This window comes from Streptomyces sp. NPDC025618, assembly GCF_055558795.1.
In genome coordinates this window covers 46096-68698 of record NZ_JBVHLW010000033.1, presented here as the reverse complement: position 1 = coordinate 68698, position 22603 = coordinate 46096, and the positions used below count along the sequence as shown (strand labels likewise).

Here is a 22603-nt window from a genome sequence, read left to right as displayed (position 1 = left end):
GGGCTCCTCCTCTCTCTTTGTTGGGGGGGGGGCGGCGGCAGCGACCCCCCCCTTCCCCCCCCCCCCCCCCCCCCCCCGCTTCACAGCGCTTCCAGCAGCCGGTCCACGTCGGCGGCCGTGTTGTAGAGGTGGAACGCCGCACGGAGACCACCCGCGCGGGAGCTCACGTGCACCCCCGCGGCCGCGAGCCGCTCCACCGCGCCCCCGAGGCCCGGCACCGCCACGATCGCGGAACCGGCCGCCTCCACCGGCGCATGACCGAGCGCGGCGGCCCCCGCGCGGAAGCGGTCGGCGAGCGCCACGTCGTGCGCCCCGACGCGCGCCGTACCGAGCGACTCCACCAGGCGAAGACTCTCGCGGGCGGCCACATAGGAGAAGACGGGCACGTTTTCGTCGAAGCGGCGCGCGGACGCGGCCATCGGCTCGACGCGCCCGTAGCAGCTCTCCCACGGGTCCTCGCCCGAGACCCAGCCCGCGAACACCGGGACGAGGCCGCCGAGATCCTCCGGCACGGTGAGGAAGGCGGTGCCGCGGGGGCACAGCAGCCACTTGTAGCCGACGCAGACCGTGTAGTCGTGGGCCGCCGCGTCGACGGGGAGCCAGCCCGCGGCCTGGCTGACGTCGATCAGTGTGCGGGCGCCGTGGGCGCGGGCGGCCGCGCCGATCGCGTCGAGATCCGCGATCCGGCCGTCCGCCGACTGCACGGCGCTCACCGCGACCAGGGCCGTGCCGGGCCGCACCTCGTCGGCGGTCTTCTCCAGCGGCACGGTGCGCACCCTCAGGCCGGGGCGCGCGTGGAAGGGATTGACGAGCGAGCTGAAGTCGCCCTCCGCGACGAGGACTTCGGCGCCGGAGGGCAGGGACTGGGCGATCAGCCCGCAGTAGACCGCCGCCGAGCTCCCGGTGGCCACCCGTGCCGCGGGCACGCCGAGCAGCCGCCCGTAGGCCGCGCGCACCGCCTCCACCGCCGCCGAGAACGCCTGCTCCTGCGGCCGGCCCCCGGCGGCGGCGGTGACGGAAGCGGTCATGGCCGTGGCGGCGGCCGTGGGGATCAGGCCCCAGGCGGCGGTGTTCAGATGCGTGGCCCCGGGGCTGAAGTGATCAGGTGCGAGACTCTCCATGCCGCTCCACTATGCGCGCGTGCGACCGTCCCGTCCACGTGCTCGCCGTCCGCCGCGCTTTCCGGTCAGGCGCTCTCCGTCCACGCGCTCGGTCAGGGGCGTTCGTCCTCCTCAAGGCCGAGAAGCGTACGGCGAGTTCTGCCCCGGGGACGAGAAAAGGATCAGTCCTGCGGCGGAGGGGGTCTGCCGCCTGGGCCGACGCGCCGCGAGCCCCGCGCCGAGAAGCTGTTCGCATGAACCGAACGACACTGCCCGCGCCCCGCGCGGCCTTCGGCGACGACCATGCCACCGTCTTCCCGGCGGGTGGTGACGACCACGCGACCACCGCGACCGGATGTCTTCGTCCGGGAGGACGGCAGCGGGCGGGGCCGCCGGGCCGATCACGCGGCGGCGACGCGTGTGACGGGAATCGACTCACGCGCCGGGCGAATCGAATGCCTCTACGAAACCTGCTCGTTGGGGTGAACTGACCCCAGGAGACCGCCCGTTCACCCTCAAGAGGTCAAATATGGCGGGGTCCCGCCGTCGGCGCGGCGATGTCCCCCATGGACCGCGCCGACGGCATCACGCCTCTTGTGGGGGTTCCACACACGTGTCCAGCACCACCAGCCCTTCCTTCGGCATGCCCGCACGCCGCCTCACCGCGCTCGCGGTGGCGGCCGCCGCGACCGCGACCGTCGTCGCCGGACCCGCGCACGCCACGGGAAGCGGCTCCGGCGGCCAAGGCAAGTCCGGCGCGGCCGTCCTGCGCACCGGGCTCGACGTCGCCCTGCTCGACAAGACCGTCCACGTCCCGCTCCACGCCTCCCTCAACGAGGTCCACGCGCCGGCCGACGCGGACAGGACGGCGCTCGCCGTCACGCTCGACGGCGTGGAACAGGGCAAGCCCGTCGACGTCCTGCGCGCCGAGACCGCCACCGCCCGCGCCACCGCCGACCGGAACAAGGCACAGGGCTACGCGCGTCTCGTCCACGCCCGGGTGCACGTCCCCGGCCTGCCGCTCCTCGCGCTCATCGAGGTCCAGCAGGTCACCTCCACGGCCGTGTGCGAGGCGGGCAGGAAGCCCACCGCCACCTCGGACCTCCTGGGCAGCGTCTCGGTGCTCGGCCGGAAGGTCACGCTCACCCCGAACGGCACGACGAAGGTCGCGGTGCCCGGCGTCGGCGAAGTGCGGCTCGACCTCTCCAGGACGGCCACGACCTCCCGCACGGCGGCGGCGAGCGCGCTGGCGCTCGACGTCGCGGTCAACCCGCTGAAGCTGAACGTGGCCGACGTGCGGGGCTCGGTGACGCTTGCGGAGGCCACGTGCGAGACCCCGGCCGCGGCGCAGGGCACGCCCGGCGGGGACGTCAAACCCCAGACGGCGGCCCACGCGTCCGCCGCGCCGGCCGCCGCGAAGAACCTCGCCGAGACGGGCGGCGGTTCGGCCACGCCGTACGTGGCGGGAGCGGCGGCCGTGCTCGTCGCCGTGGGCGGGGGAGCCCTCTTCGCGGCCCGCCGTCGCTCGGCGGGTGGCAGGTAGCACCACACCTCAGGTGCCGGACGGGCTTGAAGTGGCCGAGGCGGGCGCGTATGTGCCCCCCGGGTGGCGGTCAGCCCGTCCGGCGCGTGAGGACACGCCCGCGGGGCGCCCCCGGCGGACAAGCCCGCACCAGGCTCCTAATCCTCCGAGAGCACCGAGCGGAGCGCCTCCGTGAAGCGGTCCGTCGTCGCGCGGTCCCGGACCGCGAGGCGCAGATACTCCGGGCCCAGGCCCGGGAACGTGTCGCCGCGGCGGACCGCGAAGCCCAGCCCCCGCAGCCGGGAGCGGACCGTCACCGCGTCCGGCAGCCGGATCAGGACGAAGGGGCCCGCCGCCGGGCCGTGCACGCGCACCCCCTCGAACTCCGCGAGCGCCGCGACCAGATGGGCCCGGTCCGACGCCAGGTGGTGTGCCGCGTGGGCGGCCTCCGCGAGCGCCGGGGGCGCGCTGCACACCTCGGCCGCCGCGAGGGCGGGGGAGGAGACGGGCCACAGCGGCTGGCCCCGCTCCAGCTTCGCTATCGCGCCGGGCGAGGCGAGGACGTAGCCGATGCGCAGCCCCGCGAGGCCCCAGGTCTTCGTGAGGCTGCGCAGCACGACCAGGCCCGGCAGGTCCGTACGCGATGCCAGGGACTCGCGCTCGCCCGGCACCGCGTCCATGAACGCCTCGTCCACGACGAGGGTCCGCCCCGGGCGGGCGAGCTGGGCCAGCGCCTGCGCGGGGTGCAGGACCGACGTCGGGTTGGTGGGGTTGCCGACGATCACCAGGTCCGCGTCACCGGGCACCGCGCGCGGATCCAGCCGGAAGCCGTCCGCCGCGTCCAGGAGCACGCGCTCCACCGTGTGCCCGGCGGCCCGCAACGCCGCCTCCGGCTCCGTGAACTGCGGGTGCACGACCACCGGCCGCCGCACCGGCAGGGCCCGCGCCAGCAGCACGAACGCCTCCGCCGCGCCCGCCGTCAGCAGCACCCGCTCCTCCGGCAGCCCGTGCCGCGCGGCCACGGCCCGCCGCGCCGCCCGCCCGTCCGGATAGGCGGCGAGCCCGTCGAGCGACCCCGCGATGTGCTCCCGCAGCCACTCCGGGGGCGTGCCGGAGCGCACGTTGACCGCGAGGTCGGTCAACTCCGCGCCGCCGCCGCGCACCTCGGCGTCGCCGTGGTGCCGCAGGTCGGGTTCGCTGGGCGTGTGCATGGCCGCGGGCCACCTTCTCTTGTGCTTCTCTTGTACTTGTCTTGCGCTTGTCTTGTGCTCGACGCCGGTCCTCGACGCCGACGGGGCCCGTGCGAGGACCCGACCCGGAAACGGTACTGACGTCTCGCCCGCCGCCCTCACCCGGGTCCGCGCGCGACGGCGCAGGTCACCCGCGCCGACTTCCGCTTGCCGACCACCAGCGCCCCCCGCGGGCCGGCGGCCAGCAGCGCCGCGGCCTCGGCCACACCCGGCACGCCCACGGCGGCGAGGACGGCGGACGAGGGGCTGGGCACCGCGACGGCGGCGAGCGCCCCGGCGCCGTACGACAGGAGCGGCACCCCGAGCCGCGCGGCGGCCTCGCGCAGCCCCGGCTCGCCGGCCTTCGCCTCGGCGGTGGCCAGCGCCGCGGGCGCCCCGCCGCCCGCCTCGCCGAGCGCCCGCCCGACCAGCGCGAGGACCTCGTCGGCCCCGGCACCCCGCCGGGCGCCGACACCGACGTAGAGCGCGGGGGCGGTCATCGGCTCTCCTGGGACGTGCGACGGTGGACATGCGGTACGGGCGCGAGGTCAGTAAGCAGGAGGCGGGGCAGCCGCGAGAAGGGTGGTGGACCGGTGCCGGTCGTCGTCGCCCTGGGCGCGTTCCTGATGACGCTGCTCGGCGGCTGGACCGCCCAGCGGGTCACCGACCGCCGCCACCTCGTCCTGGGGCTCGCCGGCGGGCTGATGCTGGGCGTCGTCGGCCTCGACCTGCTGCCGGGGGCGCTGGAGGCCGCCGGGCGGCGGATCTTCGGGGTGCCGGTCGCCCTGCTCTGCTTCGTTTTCGGTTTCCTCTCCGCCCATCTCGTCGAACGGCTCCTCGCCGTCCGCCGGGCCGACCACGGCGTCACCGACCGGCGACGCGTCCCCCAGGTGGGGCTCACCGCCGCCGCGGCGCTCGTCGGGCACAGCGCCATGGACGGCATCGCGATCGGCGCCGCCTTCCAGGTCGACAGCCCCATGGCCGCCTCCGTCGGGCTCGCGGTCATCGCCCACGACTTCGCCGACGGCTTCAACACGTACACGATCACCGGCCTGTACGGGAACGAGCGCCACCGCGCCCTGGTGATGCTCGGGGCCGACGCCGTCGCGCCCGTCGCCGGTGCCGCCTCGACGCTGCTGTTCACCCTTCCGGAGCACTTCCTCGGCATGTACCTCGGATTCTTCGGCGGGGTGCTGCTCTATCTGGCGACCTCCGACATCCTCCCCGAGGCCCACCACCCGCACCCCGCCCGCTCCACCCTGGCCTGCACGGTGGCCGGAGTGGCGTTCATCTGGCTCGTGGTGGGCCTCGCGAGCTGACGTCACCGCCGCGCCGCGCCCGCCACGAAGCGGTGCGCGGTGCCGGGGGAGCCCGCCCAGTGCGTGTGGAGGTACGAGGCGTGGACACCGCCCTGCACGAAGCCTTCCACCCGGCGCTCTGGGTGCGTCATGCCCCACGCCGGGGTGACACCGGTGCCCGGCTCGACGACCGTGCGGTGGAACTCGTGACCGCGTACGCGCGTGCCCGCCGCGGCCGGCGGACTGTCCGCGATGGCCACGGCCTCGCGGTAGCCGAGGGTGAGGCGCCCCGACATCCGGGCCGCCGCGGGCAGCACGCCGCACATGGGCTTCTCGTCGAGCGAGCGGCACAGATAGAGGAGGCCCGCGCACTCGGCGGCGATGGGCGCGCCCTGCTCCGCCAGGGCGGCGACGGCCTTGCGCAGCGGTTCGTTGGCGGAGAGCTCGGGGGCGTACATCTCGGGGAAGCCGCCGCCGATGATCAACCCGGCGGTGCGGTCCGGCAGTCGCTCGTCCCGCAGCGGGTCGAAGGTGACGACTTCGGCGCCCGCCGCTGTGAGCAGCTCCGTGTGCTCGGCGTACGAGAAGGTGAACGCGGGGCCGCCGGCGACGGCGACGACGGGGTTCTGTTCCCGCGCCCCGCCCCTTCCCGGCCGCGTGCGATCCGCTCCGCCGTGTGGAGGGCTCTGCCCCGGGTCCTGGTCATGGCGCGGCCCGGTGACCGGGGAGTGCCCACCCGTTCCGCCCCGCGGACCGCCTGCCCACAACGGCTCGGACGGATCCCAGGCCGGCCCCGGCAGCGGCGGCGCGCTGTGCGCCAGGGCCAGCAGGCCCTTGAGGTCGCAGCCTTCGCGTACCTGTGCCGCCTGCGCGGACACCGCATCCAGGGCCGCCGCGCTGCGCTCCGCCGCCGGTACCAGGCCGAGGTGGCGGCTGGGCGTGTCGATCGCGGCCACGCGCCGCAGCGCGCCCAGCACCGGCACCCCCGACTCCGCCAACGCCTCGCGCAGCAGCGCCTCATGGCGGTCCGAGCCGACCTTGTTCAGGATCACGCCCGCGAGCCGCACCTCCGGGTCCCACGAGGCGAAGCCGTGCACCAGCGCCGCCACCGACCGCGACTGCGACGACGCGTCCACGACCAGCACGACCGGCGCCTTCAGCAGCTTCGCCACATGCGCCGTCGACGCCAGCTCACCCTGCCCGCTCGCCCCGTCGTAGAGGCCCATCACGCCCTCGACCAGGGCGAGATCGCAGTCCGCCGCGCCGTGCAGGAACAGCGGGGCGATCCGCTCGGGCCCGCACATATAGGCGTCCAGATTGCGACCGGGGCGGCCGGTCGCCAGCGCGTGATAGCCCGGGTCGATGTAGTCGGGGCCGACCTTGTGCGGGGACACCGTGAGCCCGGCGTCCGTGAAGGCCCGCATCAGGCCGGTGGCGACGGTCGTCTTGCCGCTCCCGGAGGCGGGCGCGGCGATGACGAGACGGGGGACGTTCACCACTCGATGCCCCGCTGGCCCTTCTGGCCCGCGTCCATCGGGTGCTTGACCTTGGACATGTCCGTCACCAGATCGGCGAAGTCGATCAGCTTCTGCGGGGCGTTGCGGCCGGTGATCACCACATGCTGGGTGCCGGGCCGGTCCCGCAGCACCGAGACCACCTCGTCCGTGTCGATCCACCCCCAGTGCATCGGGTACGCGAACTCGTCCAGCACATAGAGCTTGTACGACTCCGCCGCCAGGTCCCGCTTCACCTGCTCCCAGCCCTCGCGCGCCGCCTCCTCGCTGGAGGCGATGTCACGCTGCACCCAGGACCAGCCCTCGCCCATCTTGTGCCAGGCGACCGTGCCGCCCTCGCCCGAGTCGCCGAGCACCTTCAGCGCCCGCTCCTCGCCGACCTTCCACTTCGCGGACTTCACGAACTGGAAGACCCCGACCGGCCACCCCTGGTTCCACGCGCGCAGCGCCAGCCCGAACGCGGCCGTCGACTTGCCCTTGCCGATGCCCGTGTGGACGAAGACCAGCGGCCGGTTGCGGCGCTGGCGCGTGGTGAGACCGTCGTCCGGAACGACGGTCGGCTGTCCCTGCGGCATTAAGCGGCCCTCCTGGAGCTTGTGTTCCTCACCGTACGTACGAGCGCGGAGACGCTGTCCGCGCGCAGTTCCTCCAGCGTGACCACCGGGCCCCGCAGCTCCCGGCCCAGCTCGCCCGCCAGCCCGAGCCGCACCGGGCCCGTCTCGCAGTCCACGACCACCGACGCCGTGCCCTCGCCCGCCAGCAGCCGCGCGGCCCGCGCCGCCCGCGCGAGCGGCTCGGGGCCGCCCGTCGCCCGCCCGTCGGTCACGACGACCAGCAGCGGCCGCCGCGACGGGTCACGCAGCCGCTCCACCCGCAGCACCTCGTGCGCCTGGAGCAGCCCCGCCGCCAGCGGCGTACGGCCACCGGTCGGCAACCGCTCCAGCCGGGCCGCGCCCACGTCCACCGACGACGTCGGCGGCAGCGCCACCTCCGCGCCCGCGCCCCGGAAGGTGACCATCCCGATCTTGTCCCGGCGCTGGTAGGCGTCGAGCAGCAGCGACAGCACCGCGCCCTTGACCGCGCCCATCCGCTTGCGCGCCGCCATCGAACCGGACGCGTCCACGACGAACAGCACGAGATTGCCCTCGCGCCCCTCGCGCACCGCCTCCCGCAGGTCGTCACGATGCACGACCAGGCCCGGCCCGCCGCGCCCGCGCGCCCGCTGGTGCGGCGCGGCCGCCTGGACGGTCGCCGCCAGATGCAGCTTCGCCAGCGCGCCCCGCGGGCGCCGGGCCCCCGTCGTCCGGCCGTGCGCCGTACGCGCCCGCGAACGCCGCCCGTCCGCGCCCTCGCCCAGGCCCGGAACGTCGAACTTGCGCGTACGGAACGGGTCCGCGGCGGCGACCGCCGGGGCGTCACCGCCCTCCGCCGGGCGCTCCCGCCCGTCGGCCGCGCCCTGCCCGTCGTGCGCCTCGGGGGCCTGGGGTGCCGGACTCTCCTGCCGCGCCGGGGTGTTCTCCGGCGACTCGGCCTGCGCCGGGACGTCCGGGGTGCCCGGCCCGTCCGCGTCCCGCGGCGGCTCGCCACCGCCGGGGCCGTCGTCACCGGGACCGTCGTCCGGACCCTCCGGCTCCGGGTCGGGCTCGGGCTCCGGCTCGTCGTCCTCGAACTGCCGCAGGATCTCGTCGAGTTTGTCCTCGTCCAGGCCGGGAGCGTCGAAGGGGTTGCGCCGCCGCCGGTGCGGCAGCGCGAGCAGCGCGGCCTGCCGTACGTCCTCGGTCACGACGTCCGTACGGCCCGCCCACGCGGCGAGCGCGGTGGCCGTGCGCGCGGTGACGATGTCGGCGCGCATGCCGTCCACCTCGAACCCGGCGCAGACCGCGGCGATCCGGCGCAGCGCCCCGTCACCGAGCCGCACCGCCGGCAGCAGGGCGCGCGCGGCGGCGATGCGTTCGCGCAGCGCGTCCTCCTCGGCGGCCCACTTGGCGGTGAAGGCGGCCGGGTCCTCGTCGTAGGCGAGCCGGCGGCGTACGACCTCGACGCGTTCGTCGGGCTCGCGGGACGCGGCGACCTCGACGGTCAGCCCGAAGCGGTCGAGGAGCTGCGGGCGCAGCTCGCCCTCCTCGGGGTTCATGGTGCCGACGAGGAGGAAGCGGCTGGCGTGGCGTACGGAGACACCTTCGCGCTCGACGGACGAGGAGCCGGTCGCGGCCGCGTCGAGGAGCGAGTCCACGAGGTGGTCACCCAGCAGATTGACCTCGTCGACGTAGAGCACCCCGCGGTGGGCGGCGGCCAGCAGGCCGGGCTCGAACGCCTTCACGCCCTCGGACAGCGCCCGCTCGATGTCGAGTGCCCCGACGAGCCGGTCCTCGGAGGCGCCCACCGGCAGCTCGACCATGCGCGCGGAGCGCGGGGCGTGCGGGGCGCCGCCCTCGTGCGGGCCGTCCGGGCAGGTGGGGTCGGGGGCCGCGGGGTCGCAGGAGAACCGGCAGCCGGTGACGGCCGTGACCTCGGGCAGCAGCGCGGCCAGGCTTCGGACAGCGGTCGTCTTGGCCGTGCCCTTCTCGCCCCGTACGAGCACGCCGCCGATGGCGGGCGAGAGCGCGTTGAGCAGCAGGCCGAGCCGCATGTCGTCCATGCCCACGATCGCGGTGAACGGATAGGTGGTGCTCATGCGGTGACCGCTCCTTCGAGTGACGTCCGTCCTTCCCCGCGCCTGCGGGGCCGGTGAGTTCGCGGGTGCGGGGCCGGTCATGGCGCACCCGGCGGTATGAACGGCAGCCCCGCCGGAACCCCGTCCTCGATCAGCCGCATCAGCGCGTCCGTGTCCGCGTGCTGCTCTATGAGATCGCCGAGCCGGTCCAGCTGCTCCTCGCGCAGCGCCGCGAACGACGTGTCCGGCGCCGGTACGAACGACCGGGCCGCCGCCTCGGCGACGCGCCGCAGGAACGCCCGCCGGAAGCCGTCGCTCTCCAGCGAGCCGTGCCAGTGCGTACCCCACACCGCGCCCGAACGGCAACCATCCAAGAAGGGCTCGTCCCCGCCCAGCACTTCGGCGACACCGTGGTGGATCTCGTAGCCCTCCACCCGCTCGCCGAGCGCCTCGCCGACCGGCCGGGCCAGCGTCTTCTCCACCGCGAACCGCACCCGGACCGGCAGCAGGCCCAGGCCCTCGACCGTGCCCGCCTTCGACTCGACCTCGTCCTCGATGCGCTCGCCCAGCAGCTGGAAGCCGCCGCAGATGCCCAGCACCGGCCGGCCCTCCGCCGCGCGCCGCGCGATCGCGTCCGCCAGCCCGCGCTCGCGCAGCCAGGCGAGCGCCCGTACGGTGCCGCGGGTGCCCGGCACGACGACCAGGTCCGCGTCGAGGAGCTCCTCCGGGCGGTCCACGAACCGTACGACCACGCCCGGTTCGGCGGCGAGCGCGTCGACATCGGTGAAGTTCGACATCAGCGGCACCGCGCACACGGCGACGCGCAGCACGTCGGCGCCGTGCGGCGGGGCGACCACCGACTCGCGCACCGCGCCGCGCATCGACACCCGCAGGCCGTCCTCCTCGTCGATGCCGAGGCCGTGGGCGAAGGGCAGCACGCCGACCGTGGGCCGCCCGGTCAGGTCGCGCAGCATCTCCAGGCCGGGTTCCAGCAGCGTCACGTCACCCCGGAACTTGTTGACCAGATAGCCCGCTATGTGCGCCTGGTCCTCGCGGGACAGCAGCGCCGTCGTACCGAAGAACGACGCGAACACCCCGCCCCTGTCGATGTCCCCGACCACGACGACCGGCAGCCGCGCCGCCCGGGCTATGCCCATGTTGACGATGTCGGTGCGCCGCAGGTTGATCTCGGCGGGGCTGCCCGCACCCTCGCAGATCACGGCGTCGTGGGTGCGCCGCAGCTCCTCCAGGCACTCGGTCACCGTGCCGAACAGCCGCTCCTGGCGCCCCCAGTGCCGTGTCCCCCCGGGGGACGACCCCTCGGACGTCCCGAAATACCCGCGCGCGCTGAGCTCGCCCACCGGCTTGCCCATCAGCACCACCTGGCTGCTGCGGTCGCCGCCGGGCTTGAGCAGCACGGGGTTCATCAGGGCCGACGGCTCCACCCGGGCCGCGGCGGCCTGCATGGCCTGCGCGCGGCCTATCTCCGCGCCCTCGCGGGTCACGAAGGAGTTGAGCGACATGTTCTGCGCCTTGAACGGCGCGACCTTGACGCCCTTGCGGACCAGCCACCGGCAGATCCCGGCGGTCACCACGCTCTTGCCCGCGTCCGAGGTCGTCCCGGCCACGAGCAGGCCCCCGCCCAGCGGGCCCGTGGGCCCGCCCTTGTCCGCTGTCACCGGCTCCTCCTCGTAAGGCGATCTGGGAAAAGGCTGCCCGCCGCACGGCCCCGGGAGACGGCGGCCCGCACCCCGATCGCGACGCCCAGCGCCAGCAGCGACACCCGCCGGGAGAGGCGTACGGCGCGCTCGATGTCGGCGGCCTCCACCGGGCGGTTCTCCGCGCCCAGGACGGGGCGGTGCTCGACGCGGCCCTTGTAGGCGAGGGTGCCGCCGAGGCGCACACCGAGCGCCCCCGCGAACGCGGCTTCCACCGGGCCCGCGTTGGGGCTCGGGTGCCGGGACGCGTCGCGCCGGGCCACCCGCCAGGCGCCCCGCGGGTCGGGCCCGGCGAGCACGGCGAGGGCGGCGGTGAGCCGGGCGCCGGGCCAGCCGACGACGTCGTCGAGCCGGGCCGAGGCCCAGCCGAAGCGGCGGTAGCGGGGCGACTTGTGGCCCACCATCGCGTCCAGGGTGTTGACGGCGCGGAAGCCGGCCAGCCCCGGAACACCGCCCAGCGCACCCCAGACGAGGGCGCCCACGACGGCGTCGGAGGTGTTCTCCGCGACGGACTCCACGACGGCGCGGGCCAGCTGCGGACCGTCCAGCGCCTCGGGGTCGCGCCCGCACAGATGGGGCAGCCGCTCCCGGGCGACCTCCAGGTCGCCCACGGCGAGCGCGCCCCCGATGGCGCGGGCCTCACGGCCCAGCGAGGTGCCGCCGAGCACGGCCCAGGTGGTGGCGGCGGTCAGGGCGACCGTGGCGGCGGGGGAGGGGCGTACGGCACGGGCCAGCGCACCGGCGGCGGCCACGGTGCCGCCCGCGCACAGCAGCGTGTGCAGGGCGCCATGACCGCGGTGGTCGCGCCACAGCCGCTGCTCCACGGCCTGCGCGGCACGTCCGAAAGCGGCCACGGGGTGGCCGCGGCGGGGGTCGCCGAGAGCGAGGTCGCCGAGAAAGCCGAGCGTGGCACCGCAGGCGAAACCGAGGTGATCGGCGCGCATCGGATCAGACCGCCGTCGCGTGGTACCTGGATCCGGGGGAACGGGATGGTCGGCGGCAGCCGGACATGGCGATGTGTCCTCACTCAGGGTCCGCGCCCTGGCTCGACGTGACCGGCGACCAGAGTCTCCTGGCTCCCGGATCGACGCCGCCCCGGCCTTCCCGCCCGCGAGTGCGGGCCGTGGCACTCCGATGGGGGAGACGCTCCCCGGTGACAGTGGCGGGACCGCGCCGGACTCGCACCGGCTTCCTCTGCTGTCGCCGTTTGGCCCCGGAAGTCCACCATGGGGTGTGAACGGGCGTCAACTTCCCTGGGGGCGGGTGAGCGGGGCTTTGGTGGCGGGGCCGTTGCCGGGTGCGGGTCCGCCGCGCCTGCGGCGGGCTTGTGCCCCAGCCCCGCCCCTTCCCGAAACCGGGGGAGACCCCCGGACCCCCAGCGCCCTGCGGGCGCGTCCTCAAACGCCGGACGGGCTGATATTCAGCCCGTTGGGGGCACCTCCCAGCGGTAGCTGGGGGAGTTTGAGGGCAACGCGGCGAAGCCGTGTTGCGGGGTCTGGGGCGACAGCCCCAGTTTCGGGAAGGGGCGGGTAGGGGAAAAGCCCCGCCGCAGGCGGCAACCCACCTACCCCACGATCAAAAAGATCCCGTACCCCACAGCCGCCGCGCACAGCGCAAAGCACGCATACGCCCCGGACCGCGCCAGACCCCCCGGAGCCGCCCCGCCCGCAGGGCGGGACGTGCCCACGATCCCGAGCGTGAAGACGCCGACCAATCCGACGGTCACCACGACGCTGACGCCGAAGACCTGACCGAGAGCTGCCCAGTCGATGTGCATGGTGTGGATTCCTTAGCTCGCCGCGGCGGCGGGGGTGCGCCCGGCTTCGGAGGAGACGGCGACCACCGGGGCGGCGGTCACGGGGCCGGCCGGCGGCGGGGCGACGGCCTGGAGCGCGGCGGTGACCACACCGGCCGGCTCCGCCGTTTCCGGCTGGACCTCGTTGACGCTGTCGTGGGTGACCGGCTTGCGGCGGGAAGCGGCGTAGATCGCGCCGCACACCAGCAGGCCGAGCACGGCGACGGTGGTGACGCCCCAGTCGCCCTGGTCGGCGAGGAACGCGGCGCCACCGGCGACGATGCCCGCGGCCGGGAGCGTCAGGCACCAGGCGACGGCCATCCGGCCCGCGGTCGACCAGCGCACCACGCCGCCCTTGCGGCCGAGGCCGGAGCCCATGATCGCGCCGGAGCAGACCTGGGTGGTGGAGAGGGCGAAGCCGATGTGCGAGGAGGCGAGGATCACGGTCGCGGCGCCGGTCTGGGCGGCGAAGCCCTGCGGCGGCTGGATGTCGGTGAGGCCCTTGCCGAGCGTACGGATGATGCGCCAGCCGCCCAGGTACGTACCGAGCGCGATGGCCAGGCCCGCGGAGACGATGACCCACAGCGGCGGGTCGGAGTGCGGGGCGACGACGCCGCCGGTCACGAGCGCGAGGGTGATGACACCCATCGTCTTCTGCGCGTCGTTGGTGCCGTGGGCGAGGGAGACCAGGGCGGCCGAGGCGATCTGCCCGGCGCGGTAGCCCTTGGCGGTCTCCTTCTCGTCACGGCCCTTGGCGAGCCGGTAGGTGAGCCGGGTGGCGACCATGGCGGCGATGCCCGCCACGATGGGCGCCGCGACGGCCGGGATGAGGACCTTCATGACGACCTTGTCGGCGTTCACCGCGTTGAAACCGACGGACACGATGGTCGCGCCGATCAGGCCGCCGAAGAGGGCGTGGGAGGAACTGGAGGGCAGACCGGCCAGCCACGTCAGCAGATTCCAGACGATCGCGCCGATCAGCCCCGCGAAGATCACTTCGGGTCTGATCCCGGCACTCTCGTCGATGATGCCCCCGGAGATGGTCTTGGCGACCTCGACGGACAGGAACGCGCCGACGAGATTGAGAACCGCCGACATCGCCACCGCGACCTTGGGCTTGAGCGCCCCGGTGGAGATGGTGGTGGCCATGGCGTTGGCCGTGTCGTGGAAGCCGTTCGTAAAGTCGAACACCAAGGCCGTGACGATCACGATCCCGATGAGAAGCGTGATGTGTTCCATTCACCCAGGCAATCAGCTCGATGGTCAGTACAGCGGTGACCGTAAAGACCCTGGGTGAACGGAAGGTGAACTGGGTCGGACCGAGTAGTGACGTGAACCGGAGGGGGATGGCGATGCGCATATCGAACACAGCACAGGGTGACGACGGCGGCACGAGCGACGACATCGCGCGGGCCTGGGCCGAGGTCGTGGCCACCGCCCGCCGCACCGTGGCGGACGGACTGGTGGTCGGCACCTCCGGCAACGTCTCCGCGAGGGTCGGCGATGTCGTTCTTGTCACGCCCACCGGCGTCCCGTACGACCGGCTCCGCCCCGAGGACGCGGTCGGCGTCGACCTCGACGGCCGCCAGGTCCTCGGCGAGCTGACCCCCACCAGCGAGCTCCCCATGCACCTGGCCGTCTACCGCTCCACCGACGCGGCGGCCGTCGTGCACACCCACGCCGTCCACGCGACGGCGGCCGCGGGCCTGGTCGACGAGCTGCCGCTGGTCCACTACATGGCGGGGGCGCTGGGTGGTCCGGTGAGGGTCGCCGACTACGCGCTCTACGGCACGGACGAACTCGCCAGCAACATGCTCCGGGCCTTGGAGGACCGCACGGGCTGCCTCCTGCGGAACCACGGCACGGTCGTTCACGGCGCGACCCTCGACGAGGCGTACGACCGGACCGCTCAGCTGGAGTGGATGTGCCGGGTGTGGCTGACGTCGGCGGCCGTGCCGGGGGGCGGGCCGGCGTTGCTGACTCTCCCGCAGCTCGAGGAGGCGATGGGGAAGCTTCGGGGGTACGGGCAGGGGAAGGGGTAAGCGGGGGTTCGCTCCTGGGGCGCGCCCCGGGCCCCGCAACACGCTTCGCGCGTTGTCCTCAATCGCCGGACGGGCTGGATTGCGCGGACCGTAGCCAGCACACTCAGCCCGTTGGGGGCACCTCTGGGGGCACCCCCGGACGGAGTCTGGGGGAGGTGGCTGGGGGAGTTTGAGGACGCGACCGAAGGTCGCTGGGGTCCGGGGTCTCCCCGGTTTCGGGAAGGGGCGGGGTGGGGGAAAGAAAGCGCCGCAGGAGCAGAAAGGGGCCGCGGGGCGAAGCCCCCCACTGGCCAGAGCCTCACCACGCGCTCACACTGAAGACGTGCACCCGGCGAGAGCGGCGGCCCTGGCCGCCACGACCGTACTAGGTGCCGGAGCGGCCGCCATAGCGGCCGGACGGTACGCCTCCGACGCTGCGCTCAAACCCCGCCCGGGCAGCCCCCTGCCGGACGCCCCGGAGCTCGTCGTCCACGCCGTCGGCAATGACACCGTCACCCTGACCCGCAGCGTCGAGGCGCAGCGCCCGGGGACGTACGGACTCAGCGCACCCGGCGTGCACGCCGTCGTCGGAGGGCCCGTCGCGGGCGAGCCGCACCCCGCCGACTGCGTCGTACGCCGCCTGGAGCGCGTGACGCACGGCGTGCTGGAGCCCGGGGCGCGCGTGCGGCTCACGCCGCAGGTGTACGCGGGCAACCCCCGCGACGCCCTCGGTCTCGACCACGCCGACGTCGAGGTGCCGGGGGAACTCGGCCCGCTGCCCGCCTGGTTCGTGCCGGGCGACCGCGCCACCTGGGTGATCGCGGTGCACGGCCTCGGCGCGACCCGCGAGCACCCCATGGTCGTGATGCCGTTCCTCAGCCGGATGCGGCTGCCCGTCCTCGCCCTCGGCTACCGCGGTGACCCCGGCGCCCCCCGCCCAACGGAAGGCATCAGCCATTTCGGCGCCGCGGAATGGCGTGATCTCGACGCCGCGATCCGCTACGCCGTGCGCTACGGGGCCCGCCGGATCGTCCTGCACGGCTGGTCCACGGGCGCCACCATGGCGCTCCTCGCCGCCCTCGACTCGGCGCTGGCGCGGCGCGTCGCGGGCGTGATCATGGATTCCCCGGTCCTCGACTGGCAGGCACTCGTCCGCACCTGCGCCGCGTACCGCCACACACCGGCCGCACTGCTTCCGCTTGCGGTCCGGGCCGCGGAGGGGCGGACGGGACTGGGTGCCGACACCCTCTTCGCCGCCACCGACCCCGCCCGGCTGACCGTTCCCGTACTGCTCCTGCACGGCCCCGACGACACCCTCGCGCCCTGGGCGCACTCCCGTGAACTCGTCGCGCGGCGACCGGAACTGATACACCTGCGCGCCGTCCGGCACGCCCCGCACGCCGGGATGTGGAACGCTCATCCAGCGGCTTACGAAGAGGCTCTCCGCCGCTTCCTCACGCCCCTGATGTGAGCGGTTCCACCGGTCGTTACCGGCCCTTTCCGAACGTCTTGCGGCGCTGGTCCGAAGGTGGACAGTTGATTCCGATTGGGTTTTCGGAGCGTCAACGGCAAGACTGCTCCTGTGACGTCCCGTACTCCGCGCGACTCCCGGCTCAGACTGGTCCCCCGACAGCCGATCGCCGCTGCCCGCCGGGCCGTGGCGAACCGAGGCTCCCGCCCGGCGCCCCGCCCGCCCGCGGGCACTCCGGCACCGGCGGAACTCGCCCGGCAGGCGAGAGGCAGCCTCACGGGCGCGGTCCGTGTGGCCCGCTGGGCGGCCGCCGAGCGCGGCCGCGGCACGACCCTGCGCCCGGCCACGGCCGGGGGCCTCGCGGAGAGGGCGGCCGAGCGGGCCGCCGACGCCCTGCGGCTGACGGCCCACCAGGTGCGCATGGACTGGGACCGCGCCCGCCTCGCCGGGCTCATCGAACTGCACGGCGACACCGCGCGTCCGGGCTGGCGCCTCCAGGCGTGGGACCGTGACGACGGCGCCGTGCTGCGTGGCTGGGTCGCCCTCTTCGACGCGTGGTCGCTCGCCCACCCCGTGCCCGCGGGCGCGGACGCGACGATCGCCGCCGAGGTCGTGGAGGCCGCCCCCCAGCTGCTGTCCGTGATGCATCTCTCGGCGGGACCCGTCTCCGTGGCGATGCTCCTGGACCTGCTCCAGCAGCGCGTCGCCGAGATCCGCGCCGAGCGCTGCGAGATTCCGTACGACGGCCCGGAGCCGGCCGCCGGACCCGCCGTGACCCCCGCCCCGAGCGGTGGCGACCCGCTCGCCGGGCTGCTCGACTGGGCGCTCGAAGGGCTCGCCGCCGTCGGCGCGCTCGTCATGCGGGAGGGCGCCGGCGACAGCCCGGAGGCCGTCCTGACCCCGCTCGGCAACTGGGCGGTCTGGGTCAAGCTCGAACAGATCTGTGTGGCCGCGCAGAGCCCGGCCGGGCACATCGAGCTGTCCGCCGAGGCGATGCTGCGCGGCTGCGCCGATCTCACCCCGGGCCCGGCCCGCGCCGAGTACCGCGCCTGGCTCGCCGCCCGGCCCACGCGCAGCGCCCTCAGCGAGCTCCTCGACGCCGCGCGCGGTGACGACGCCCTCGTCCGCGGCCTGGCCTTCGAGGCCCTGCGCGCGGTGGGCGCCCCCGCCGAGCCCGCCGTACGGGCGGCCGCCGAGGAACCGTGCCTGCGCCCGTACGCCCTGCTGTGGCTCGCCGAGCACGAGGGCCGGGACCCGGAGCAGGCGGCCGAGGTCCTCACCCGTGAGGAGGCGACCTGGCTGTGGGTCGACACGGCCGCGGCCGTCGCCGACCACGGCGAGAGCCGCCTGCTGGTCCGCCACCTGGACTCGGCGGTCCAGGGCACGGTCCCGGGCCTTCTGGAGGAGGTACGGGCGGTGGGGCACCCCCGCACGGTCCAGGTCCTGGTGGCCCTGGCAGCGGCCCACCCGGACCCGGCCCTGGCGAAGGCGATGCGCAGAGCGGCTTTCCAGGTCCACGTGGGAGGGGCGTAGCCAACGCCGGACGGGCTGATCTGGCTGAGCTCAGCCAGATCAGCCCGTTGGGGGCACCCCTGGGGGCACCCCCGGACGGAGTCTGGGGGAGGTAGCTGGGGAGTCTGAGGACAACGCGCGAAGCGTGTTGCTGGGGGTCTGGGGGCTTGCCCCCACGCGGCGGAGCCGCACATCAGACGCAGCCGGGAAGGGGCGGGGCTGGGGAACAAAGCCCGCCGCAGGCGAAACGGCGGCGCACCCGACAACGCCGAGGCACCCGGAAGCCCCGGTCAGCCCGAGCGGCTAGCGAAACGTGTCGCACCGCCCCAGATCCCCCGACGCGTACCCCGTCGTGAACCACTGCTGCCGCTGCGCCGCGGACCCGTGCGTCCAGCTCTCCGGCGTGACCCGCCCCTGGAACTTCTCCTGGATCCGGTCGTCGCCGACGGCGGCCGCCGCGGAGAGCCCGTCGTCGATGTCCGCCTTCGTCAGCTGGGTGAGCAGCGGGCGCCCGGTGGACTTCTCGGGCGTCGTGGTGGCGTGCTTGGCCCACACCCCGGCGTAGCAGTCGGCCTGGAGCTCGACCTTGACGGAGTTGCTCCCCGCGCCGGTCTTGCGGTCCTGCGCGCGGCCGAGCGTGCCCAGCAGGTTCTGGATGTGGTGCCCGTACTCGTGCGCGACGACGTACGCCTGGGCGAAGGGCCCGCCGCTGGCCCCGAACTTGCTGTGCAGCTCGCTGAAGAAGCCCAGGTCGAGATAGACCTTGCGGTCACCGGGGCAGTAGAAGGGGCCGACCGCCGAGGTCGCGGCCCCGCAGGCGGTGTCGGTCCGGCCGGTGAAGAAGACGGTCGACGCCGGGGTGTAGGTGCGCGAACGGCGGGCGAACTCCTGGGTCCAGAAGGACTGGGCGCTGTTGACCACGGCGACGATCCGGCAGTCCTCCTTGGTGTTGGCGTCGCGCCCGGTGCGGCAGTGCTGGGAGACCTGCTCGCCGGTGCTCGAACTCGCCGACGCCGACGGCCCGGAGGAGAGCCCGAGCTCCTGCGGGCCGATGCCGAAGAAGAGCCCCAGCACCAGGGCGATCAGCCCCACGATCCCGCCGCCGATGGTCAGGCCGCCGCCCGGGATGCCACCGCCCCGGGAGTCCTGCACCTGGGACGTGTCCAGGTCCGCGTCGTCGTCGAACTGCATGCGGTTACCGCCTCTCCACCCCGAGTATCCGTGCGCCGTCCGTTGTGTGCCCTTCCGGGGTGGCGTCGTGGGCACCGGCGGCCGGTCGCGCCCATGCCTACCCCGGCGGGCCGCCGGACCGCCACGGGCACACCGGGAAACCCGCTTGCGCGCCCCCGTTAGACTGGTCCGTATGGCATTCCTCCTCGTGCATTAGACGGCGCCGGTCCCCACCCCGCCGCCCGGCCCCGCGCATGACCGCGCGGGCGTGCTCGCGCGCGGGTGTGTTCACCCCCGTCCCCACCGCCGTCCCTTCCGCTCAGGAGTAATTCCGTGATCACCGCTTCCGGCATCGAGCTGCGCGCCGGCGCCCGCGTCCTCATCGAGTCCGCTTCCTTCCGCATCGCCCGTGGCGACCGCATCGGCCTCGTCGGCCGCAACGGCGCGGGCAAGACGACCCTCACCAAGTGCCTCGCCGGCGAGGGCATGCCCGCCGGCGGCACCATCACCCGCTCGGGTGAGGTCGGCTATCTGCCGCAGGACCCGCGCACCGGCGACCTCGACGTCCTCGCCCGTGACCGGATCCTCTCCGCCCGCGGCCTCGACTCCGTCCTGCGCAAGATGCGGGAGAACGAGGAGCGCATGGCCAACGGCAAGGGGGCCACGCGCGAGAAGGCGATGAAGAAGTACGAGCGCCTGGAGACCGAGTTCCTCACCAAGGGCGGGTACGCCGCCGAGGCGGAGGCCGCGACCATCGCCGCCAGCCTCGGCCTGCCCGACCGGATCCTCGGCCAGCCGCTGCACACGCTCTCCGGCGGTCAGCGCCGCCGCGTGGAGCTGGCCCGGATCCTCTTCTCGGACGCCGACATCCTGCTCCTCGACGAGCCCACCAACCACCTCGACGCCGACTCGATCGCCTGGCTGCGGGACTACCTCAAGACCTACCGCGGCGGCTTCATCGTGATCTCCCACGACGTCGACCTGGTCGAGACGGTCGTCAACAAGGTCTTCTACCTCGACGCGAACCGCTCCCAGATCGACGTCTACAACATGGGCTGGAAGCTCTACCAGCAGCAGCGCGAGGCCGACGAGAAGCGCCGCAAGCGCGAGCGGCAGAACGCCGAGAAGAAGGCCGCGGCCCTCAACTCGCAGGCCGACAAGATGCGCGCCAAGGCCACCAAGACGGTCGCCGCGCAGAACATGGCCAAGCGCGCCGAGAAGCTGCTCTCGGGCCTGGAGGCGGTGCGCGCCTCCGACAAGGTCGCCAAGCTCCGCTTCCCGGAGCCCGCGCCCTGCGGCAAGACCCCGCTCACCGCCGAGGGCCTGTCGAAGTCCTACGGCTCGCTGGAGATCTTCACCGACGTCGACCTGGCCATCGACAAGGGCTCGCGCGTGGTCATCCTGGGCCTCAACGGCGCGGGCAAGACCACGCTGCTCCGGCTGCTCGCCGGGGCCGAGAAGGCCGACACCGGCCAGGTCACCCCCGGCCACGGCCTGAAGCTCGGCTACTACGCCCAGGAGCACGAGACGCTCGACCCGGACCGCACGGTGCTGGAGAACATGCGTTCCTCCGCCCCCGACCTCGACCTCGTCGAGGTCCGCAAGACGCTGGGCTCCTTCCTCTTCTCCGGCGACGACGTCGACAAGCCCGCCGGCGTGCTCTCCGGCGGCGAGAAGACCCGCCTGGCCCTGGCCACGCTGGTCGTCTCCTCCGCCAACGTCCTCCTGCTGGACGAGCCCACCAACAACCTCGACCCGGCCAGCCGCGAGGAGATCCTGGGCGCGCTGCGCACCTATAAGGGCGCCGTGGTCCTGGTGACCCACGACGAGGGCGCCGTCGACGCGCTGGAGCCGGAGCGGATCATCCTGCTCCCGGACGGCGTCGAGGACCTCTGGGGCCCGGACTACGCGGACCTCGTCGCCCTCGCCTGACCCGCGGCTGACCCTCGCCTGACCCCAGCCGGACCCGGTCGGCCCCGCCCCGGCGGGGCCCCGCCGGGCGCTTGATCGGCGTCCGCTCGGTGCTGTCCCGATCATTCGGCCGACAGGTGATCCATCATCTGAGTGAGTAGGGCTCGTACCGCGATGCTGTCGAGCGCTCCGGCGCACGCCCAGTGCCGTGCGCCGGGGTGTTCGCACCACGGAACGCGGCTGCCCCGCCTGACCTGCCGCTTCGTTCCGCCACCCGTACGGCCGTACGACCAGGACTCTTCGGAATCGCCTGTTCCCAGCCCTGTCGCGGCCCGAAAACGGGGAAACCTCATCTCATGGACCTTGTCGAATGGGTGGCCAGGAGGCCGCGTAGGGGTGATCATGAGAGTCAAGAGGCGCATCTCCCATGAGGAGGCACGGGTGGCCGAGACTCTGAAGAAGGGCAGCCGGGTAACCGGCGCCGCGCGCGAGAAGCTCGCGGCAGACCTGAAGAAGAAGTACGACTCCGGTGCGAGCATCAGGGCGCTGGCCGAAGAGACCGGCCGCTCCTACGGCTTCGTCCACCGGATGCTCAGCGAATCCGGCGTGATCCTTCGCGGTCGCGGCGGAGCGACGCGCGGCAAGAAGGCCGCCTCGGCCTGACGTCGCGCACCCCAAGGGCACCGTCGGTGTGGGCAGTGCCACCCGGTCGGTCGAGCAGTCGACCGGGTGGTTACTGTGCAGTCAACATAGCGCGAACCGCTGCGCGACTGCTGCCGATTCGGAGGCCCCGATGACCGCCCCCAAGACCCTGCTCGACCAGGACGGCATACAGCTCACCGTGGATGACGCGGTGGCCACCGTCACTCTCACCAACCCCGCCAAGCGCAACGCTCAGTCGCCCGCGCTGTGGCGGGGGCTGGCCGAGGCCGGACGGCTGCTGCCGGGGAGCGTGCGGGTCGTGCTGTTGCGCGCGGAAGGCAAGTCCTTCTCCGCGGGCCTCGACCGGCAGGCGTTCACCCCCGAGGGCTTCGACGGTGAGCCGTCCTTCCTCGATCTCGCGCGCGGCTCCGACGAGGCGCTCGACGCCGAGATCGCCACCTACCAGGAGGCGTTCACCTGGTGGCGGCGAAACGACATCGTCTCCATCGCCGCCGTGCAGGGCCACGCCATCGGCGCGGGCTTCCAGCTGGCCCTCGCCTGTGACCTGCGGGTCTGCGCGGACGACGTCCAGTTCGCCATGCGCGAGACCAGCCTGGGCCTGGTGCCGGACCTCACCGGCACCCACCCGCTGCTGTCGCTGGTGGGTTACGCCCGCGCCCTGGAGATCTGCGCCACGGGCCGTTTCGTCCACGCCGAGGAGGCCGAGCGCACGGGCCTCGCCAACCTCGTCGTCCCGGCCGCCGAGCTCGACGCCGCCGTCCAGGACCTGGCCGCGGCCCTGCTGGCCGCGCCCCGCGACGCCGTCGTCGAGACCAAGGCCCTGCTGCGCGACGCCGCCGGCCGTACGTACGAGGCGCAGCGCGCCGCCGAGCGCCAGGCCCAGGCCCGCCGGCTGCGGGACCTCGCCGGGCTGGGGGAGTGAACCCGAGCGGGGGGGGGGGGGGGGGGGGGGGGGGGGGGAGAGGGGGGGGGGGGGAGGGGGGGGGGGGGCGGGGGGGGGGGGGGGGGGGGGGGAGGGGGAGAGAA

The 22603-nt window shown here is 74.3% G+C and carries 19 protein-coding genes and 1 riboswitch; of the genes, 8 read left to right on the top strand and 11 right to left on the bottom strand.

All coding sequences use genetic code 11. The features are described from left to right. Positions 1–80: 80 nt before the first annotated feature. Positions 81–1121 (bottom strand): aminotransferase class V-fold PLP-dependent enzyme, encoded by a 1041-nt coding sequence (locus ACZ4A5_RS24425; RefSeq protein WP_467588038.1) that lies wholly within the window; start codon positions 1119–1121, stop codon positions 81–83. Between the two features lie 622 nt (positions 1122–1743). Here ACZ4A5_RS24425 and ACZ4A5_RS24420 point away from each other — a divergent pair. Next, positions 1744–2643 carry an SCO1860 family LAETG-anchored protein gene (locus ACZ4A5_RS24420; RefSeq protein ID WP_467588048.1) on the top strand — a complete coding sequence of 300 codons (900 nt, stop codon included), beginning with the start codon at positions 1744–1746 and terminating at the stop codon, positions 2641–2643. Positions 2644–2780: 137 nt separating this feature from the next. On the opposite strand, the gene cobC is transcribed toward ACZ4A5_RS24420, so the two are convergent. Together cobC and ACZ4A5_RS24410 are read right to left on the bottom strand one after the other, a co-directional pair. Then, positions 2781–3833: an Rv2231c family pyridoxal phosphate-dependent protein CobC gene (gene cobC, locus ACZ4A5_RS24415; RefSeq protein WP_467588034.1), complete on the bottom strand. Its 1053-nt coding sequence runs from the start codon at positions 3831–3833 to the stop codon at positions 2781–2783. A 137-nt stretch (positions 3834–3970) separates the two neighbouring features. Continuing rightward, a complete protein-coding gene (locus ACZ4A5_RS24410) occupies positions 3971–4351 on the bottom strand; it encodes a cobalamin biosynthesis protein (RefSeq protein ID WP_467588031.1) in 381 nt (126 codons plus the stop codon). Between the two features lie 93 nt (positions 4352–4444). Here ACZ4A5_RS24410 and ACZ4A5_RS24405 point away from each other — a divergent pair, with 93 nt between their 5' ends. Next, on the top strand, positions 4445–5170 hold the full coding sequence (locus ACZ4A5_RS24405) for a ZIP family metal transporter (RefSeq protein ID WP_467588028.1): 726 nt from the start codon (positions 4445–4447) through the stop codon (positions 5168–5170). 2 nt (positions 5171–5172) lie between these two features. On the opposite strand, the gene ACZ4A5_RS24400 is transcribed toward ACZ4A5_RS24405, so the two are convergent. The 7 genes from ACZ4A5_RS24400 to ACZ4A5_RS24370 form a co-directional block, all read right to left on the bottom strand. Then, a complete protein-coding gene (locus ACZ4A5_RS24400; RefSeq protein ID WP_467588025.1) occupies positions 5173–6648 on the bottom strand; it encodes a cobyrinate a,c-diamide synthase in 1476 nt (491 codons plus the stop codon). Continuing rightward, positions 6642–7238, bottom strand: coding sequence for a cob(I)yrinic acid a,c-diamide adenosyltransferase (cobO, locus tag ACZ4A5_RS24395; RefSeq protein ID WP_467588021.1), 597 nt, complete (start codon positions 7236–7238; stop codon positions 6642–6644). Before cobO ends, ACZ4A5_RS24400 begins: the two co-directional genes overlap by 7 nt. Further along, complete coding sequence (locus ACZ4A5_RS24390) at positions 7238–9337, bottom strand: putative cobaltochelatase (RefSeq protein ID WP_467588017.1); 2100 nt, start codon at positions 9335–9337, stop codon at positions 7238–7240. Before ACZ4A5_RS24390 ends, cobO begins: the two co-directional genes overlap by 1 nt. A gap of 77 nt (positions 9338–9414) precedes the next feature. After that, positions 9415–10962: a cobyric acid synthase gene (locus tag ACZ4A5_RS24385; RefSeq protein ID WP_467588045.1), complete on the bottom strand. Its 1548-nt coding sequence runs from the start codon at positions 10960–10962 to the stop codon at positions 9415–9417. A gap of 29 nt (positions 10963–10991) precedes the next feature. Next, positions 10992–11978: a cobalamin biosynthesis protein gene (locus ACZ4A5_RS24380; protein ID WP_467588015.1), complete on the bottom strand. Its 987-nt coding sequence runs from the start codon at positions 11976–11978 to the stop codon at positions 10992–10994. A 122-nt stretch (positions 11979–12100) separates the two neighbouring features. Next, positions 12101–12228: riboswitch (cobalamin riboswitch) on the bottom strand. A gap of 370 nt (positions 12229–12598) precedes the next feature. Further along, positions 12599–12811, bottom strand: a complete 213-nt coding sequence (locus ACZ4A5_RS24375; protein ID WP_467588012.1) for a hypothetical protein — start codon at positions 12809–12811, stop codon at positions 12599–12601. Between the two features lie 12 nt (positions 12812–12823). Further along, the gene (locus ACZ4A5_RS24370) at positions 12824–14068 is read right to left on the bottom strand and encodes an inorganic phosphate transporter (RefSeq protein ID WP_467588008.1); all 1245 of its coding nucleotides are present in this window, start codon (positions 14066–14068) and stop codon (positions 12824–12826) included. A 113-nt stretch (positions 14069–14181) separates the two neighbouring features. Here ACZ4A5_RS24370 and ACZ4A5_RS24365 point away from each other — a divergent pair, with 113 nt between their 5' ends. The 3 genes from ACZ4A5_RS24365 to ACZ4A5_RS24355 all read left to right on the top strand — a co-directional run bounded on the left by ACZ4A5_RS24365 (position 14182) and on the right by ACZ4A5_RS24355 (position 17854). Then, complete coding sequence (locus tag ACZ4A5_RS24365; RefSeq protein ID WP_467588005.1) at positions 14182–14871, top strand: class II aldolase/adducin family protein; 690 nt, start codon at positions 14182–14184, stop codon at positions 14869–14871. Positions 14872–15193: 322 nt separating this feature from the next. Beyond that, positions 15194–16321, top strand: coding sequence for an alpha/beta hydrolase (locus ACZ4A5_RS24360; RefSeq protein WP_467588002.1), 1128 nt, complete (start codon positions 15194–15196; stop codon positions 16319–16321). 111 nt (positions 16322–16432) lie between these two features. Then, complete coding sequence (locus ACZ4A5_RS24355; protein ID WP_467587998.1) at positions 16433–17854, top strand: hypothetical protein; 1422 nt, start codon at positions 16433–16435, stop codon at positions 17852–17854. 282 nt (positions 17855–18136) lie between these two features. On the opposite strand, the gene ypfJ is transcribed toward ACZ4A5_RS24355, so the two are convergent. Then, positions 18137–19024, bottom strand: a complete 888-nt coding sequence (gene ypfJ / locus ACZ4A5_RS24350; RefSeq protein WP_467587995.1) for a KPN_02809 family neutral zinc metallopeptidase — start codon at positions 19022–19024, stop codon at positions 18137–18139. Positions 19025–19336: 312 nt separating this feature from the next. On the opposite strand from ypfJ, the gene ACZ4A5_RS24345 reads away from it, so the two are divergent. From ACZ4A5_RS24345 to ACZ4A5_RS24335, 3 genes are all read left to right on the top strand, one after another. Further along, complete coding sequence (locus ACZ4A5_RS24345; RefSeq protein ID WP_361532484.1) at positions 19337–20935, top strand: ABC-F family ATP-binding cassette domain-containing protein; 1599 nt, start codon at positions 19337–19339, stop codon at positions 20933–20935. 420 nt (positions 20936–21355) lie between these two features. Further along, on the top strand, positions 21356–21577 hold the full coding sequence (locus ACZ4A5_RS24340) for a helix-turn-helix domain-containing protein (RefSeq protein ID WP_030366669.1): 222 nt from the start codon (positions 21356–21358) through the stop codon (positions 21575–21577). 130 nt (positions 21578–21707) lie between these two features. Continuing rightward, complete coding sequence (locus ACZ4A5_RS24335) at positions 21708–22499, top strand: enoyl-CoA hydratase/isomerase family protein (protein WP_361532487.1); 792 nt, start codon at positions 21708–21710, stop codon at positions 22497–22499. Positions 22500–22603 lie beyond the last annotated feature (104 nt).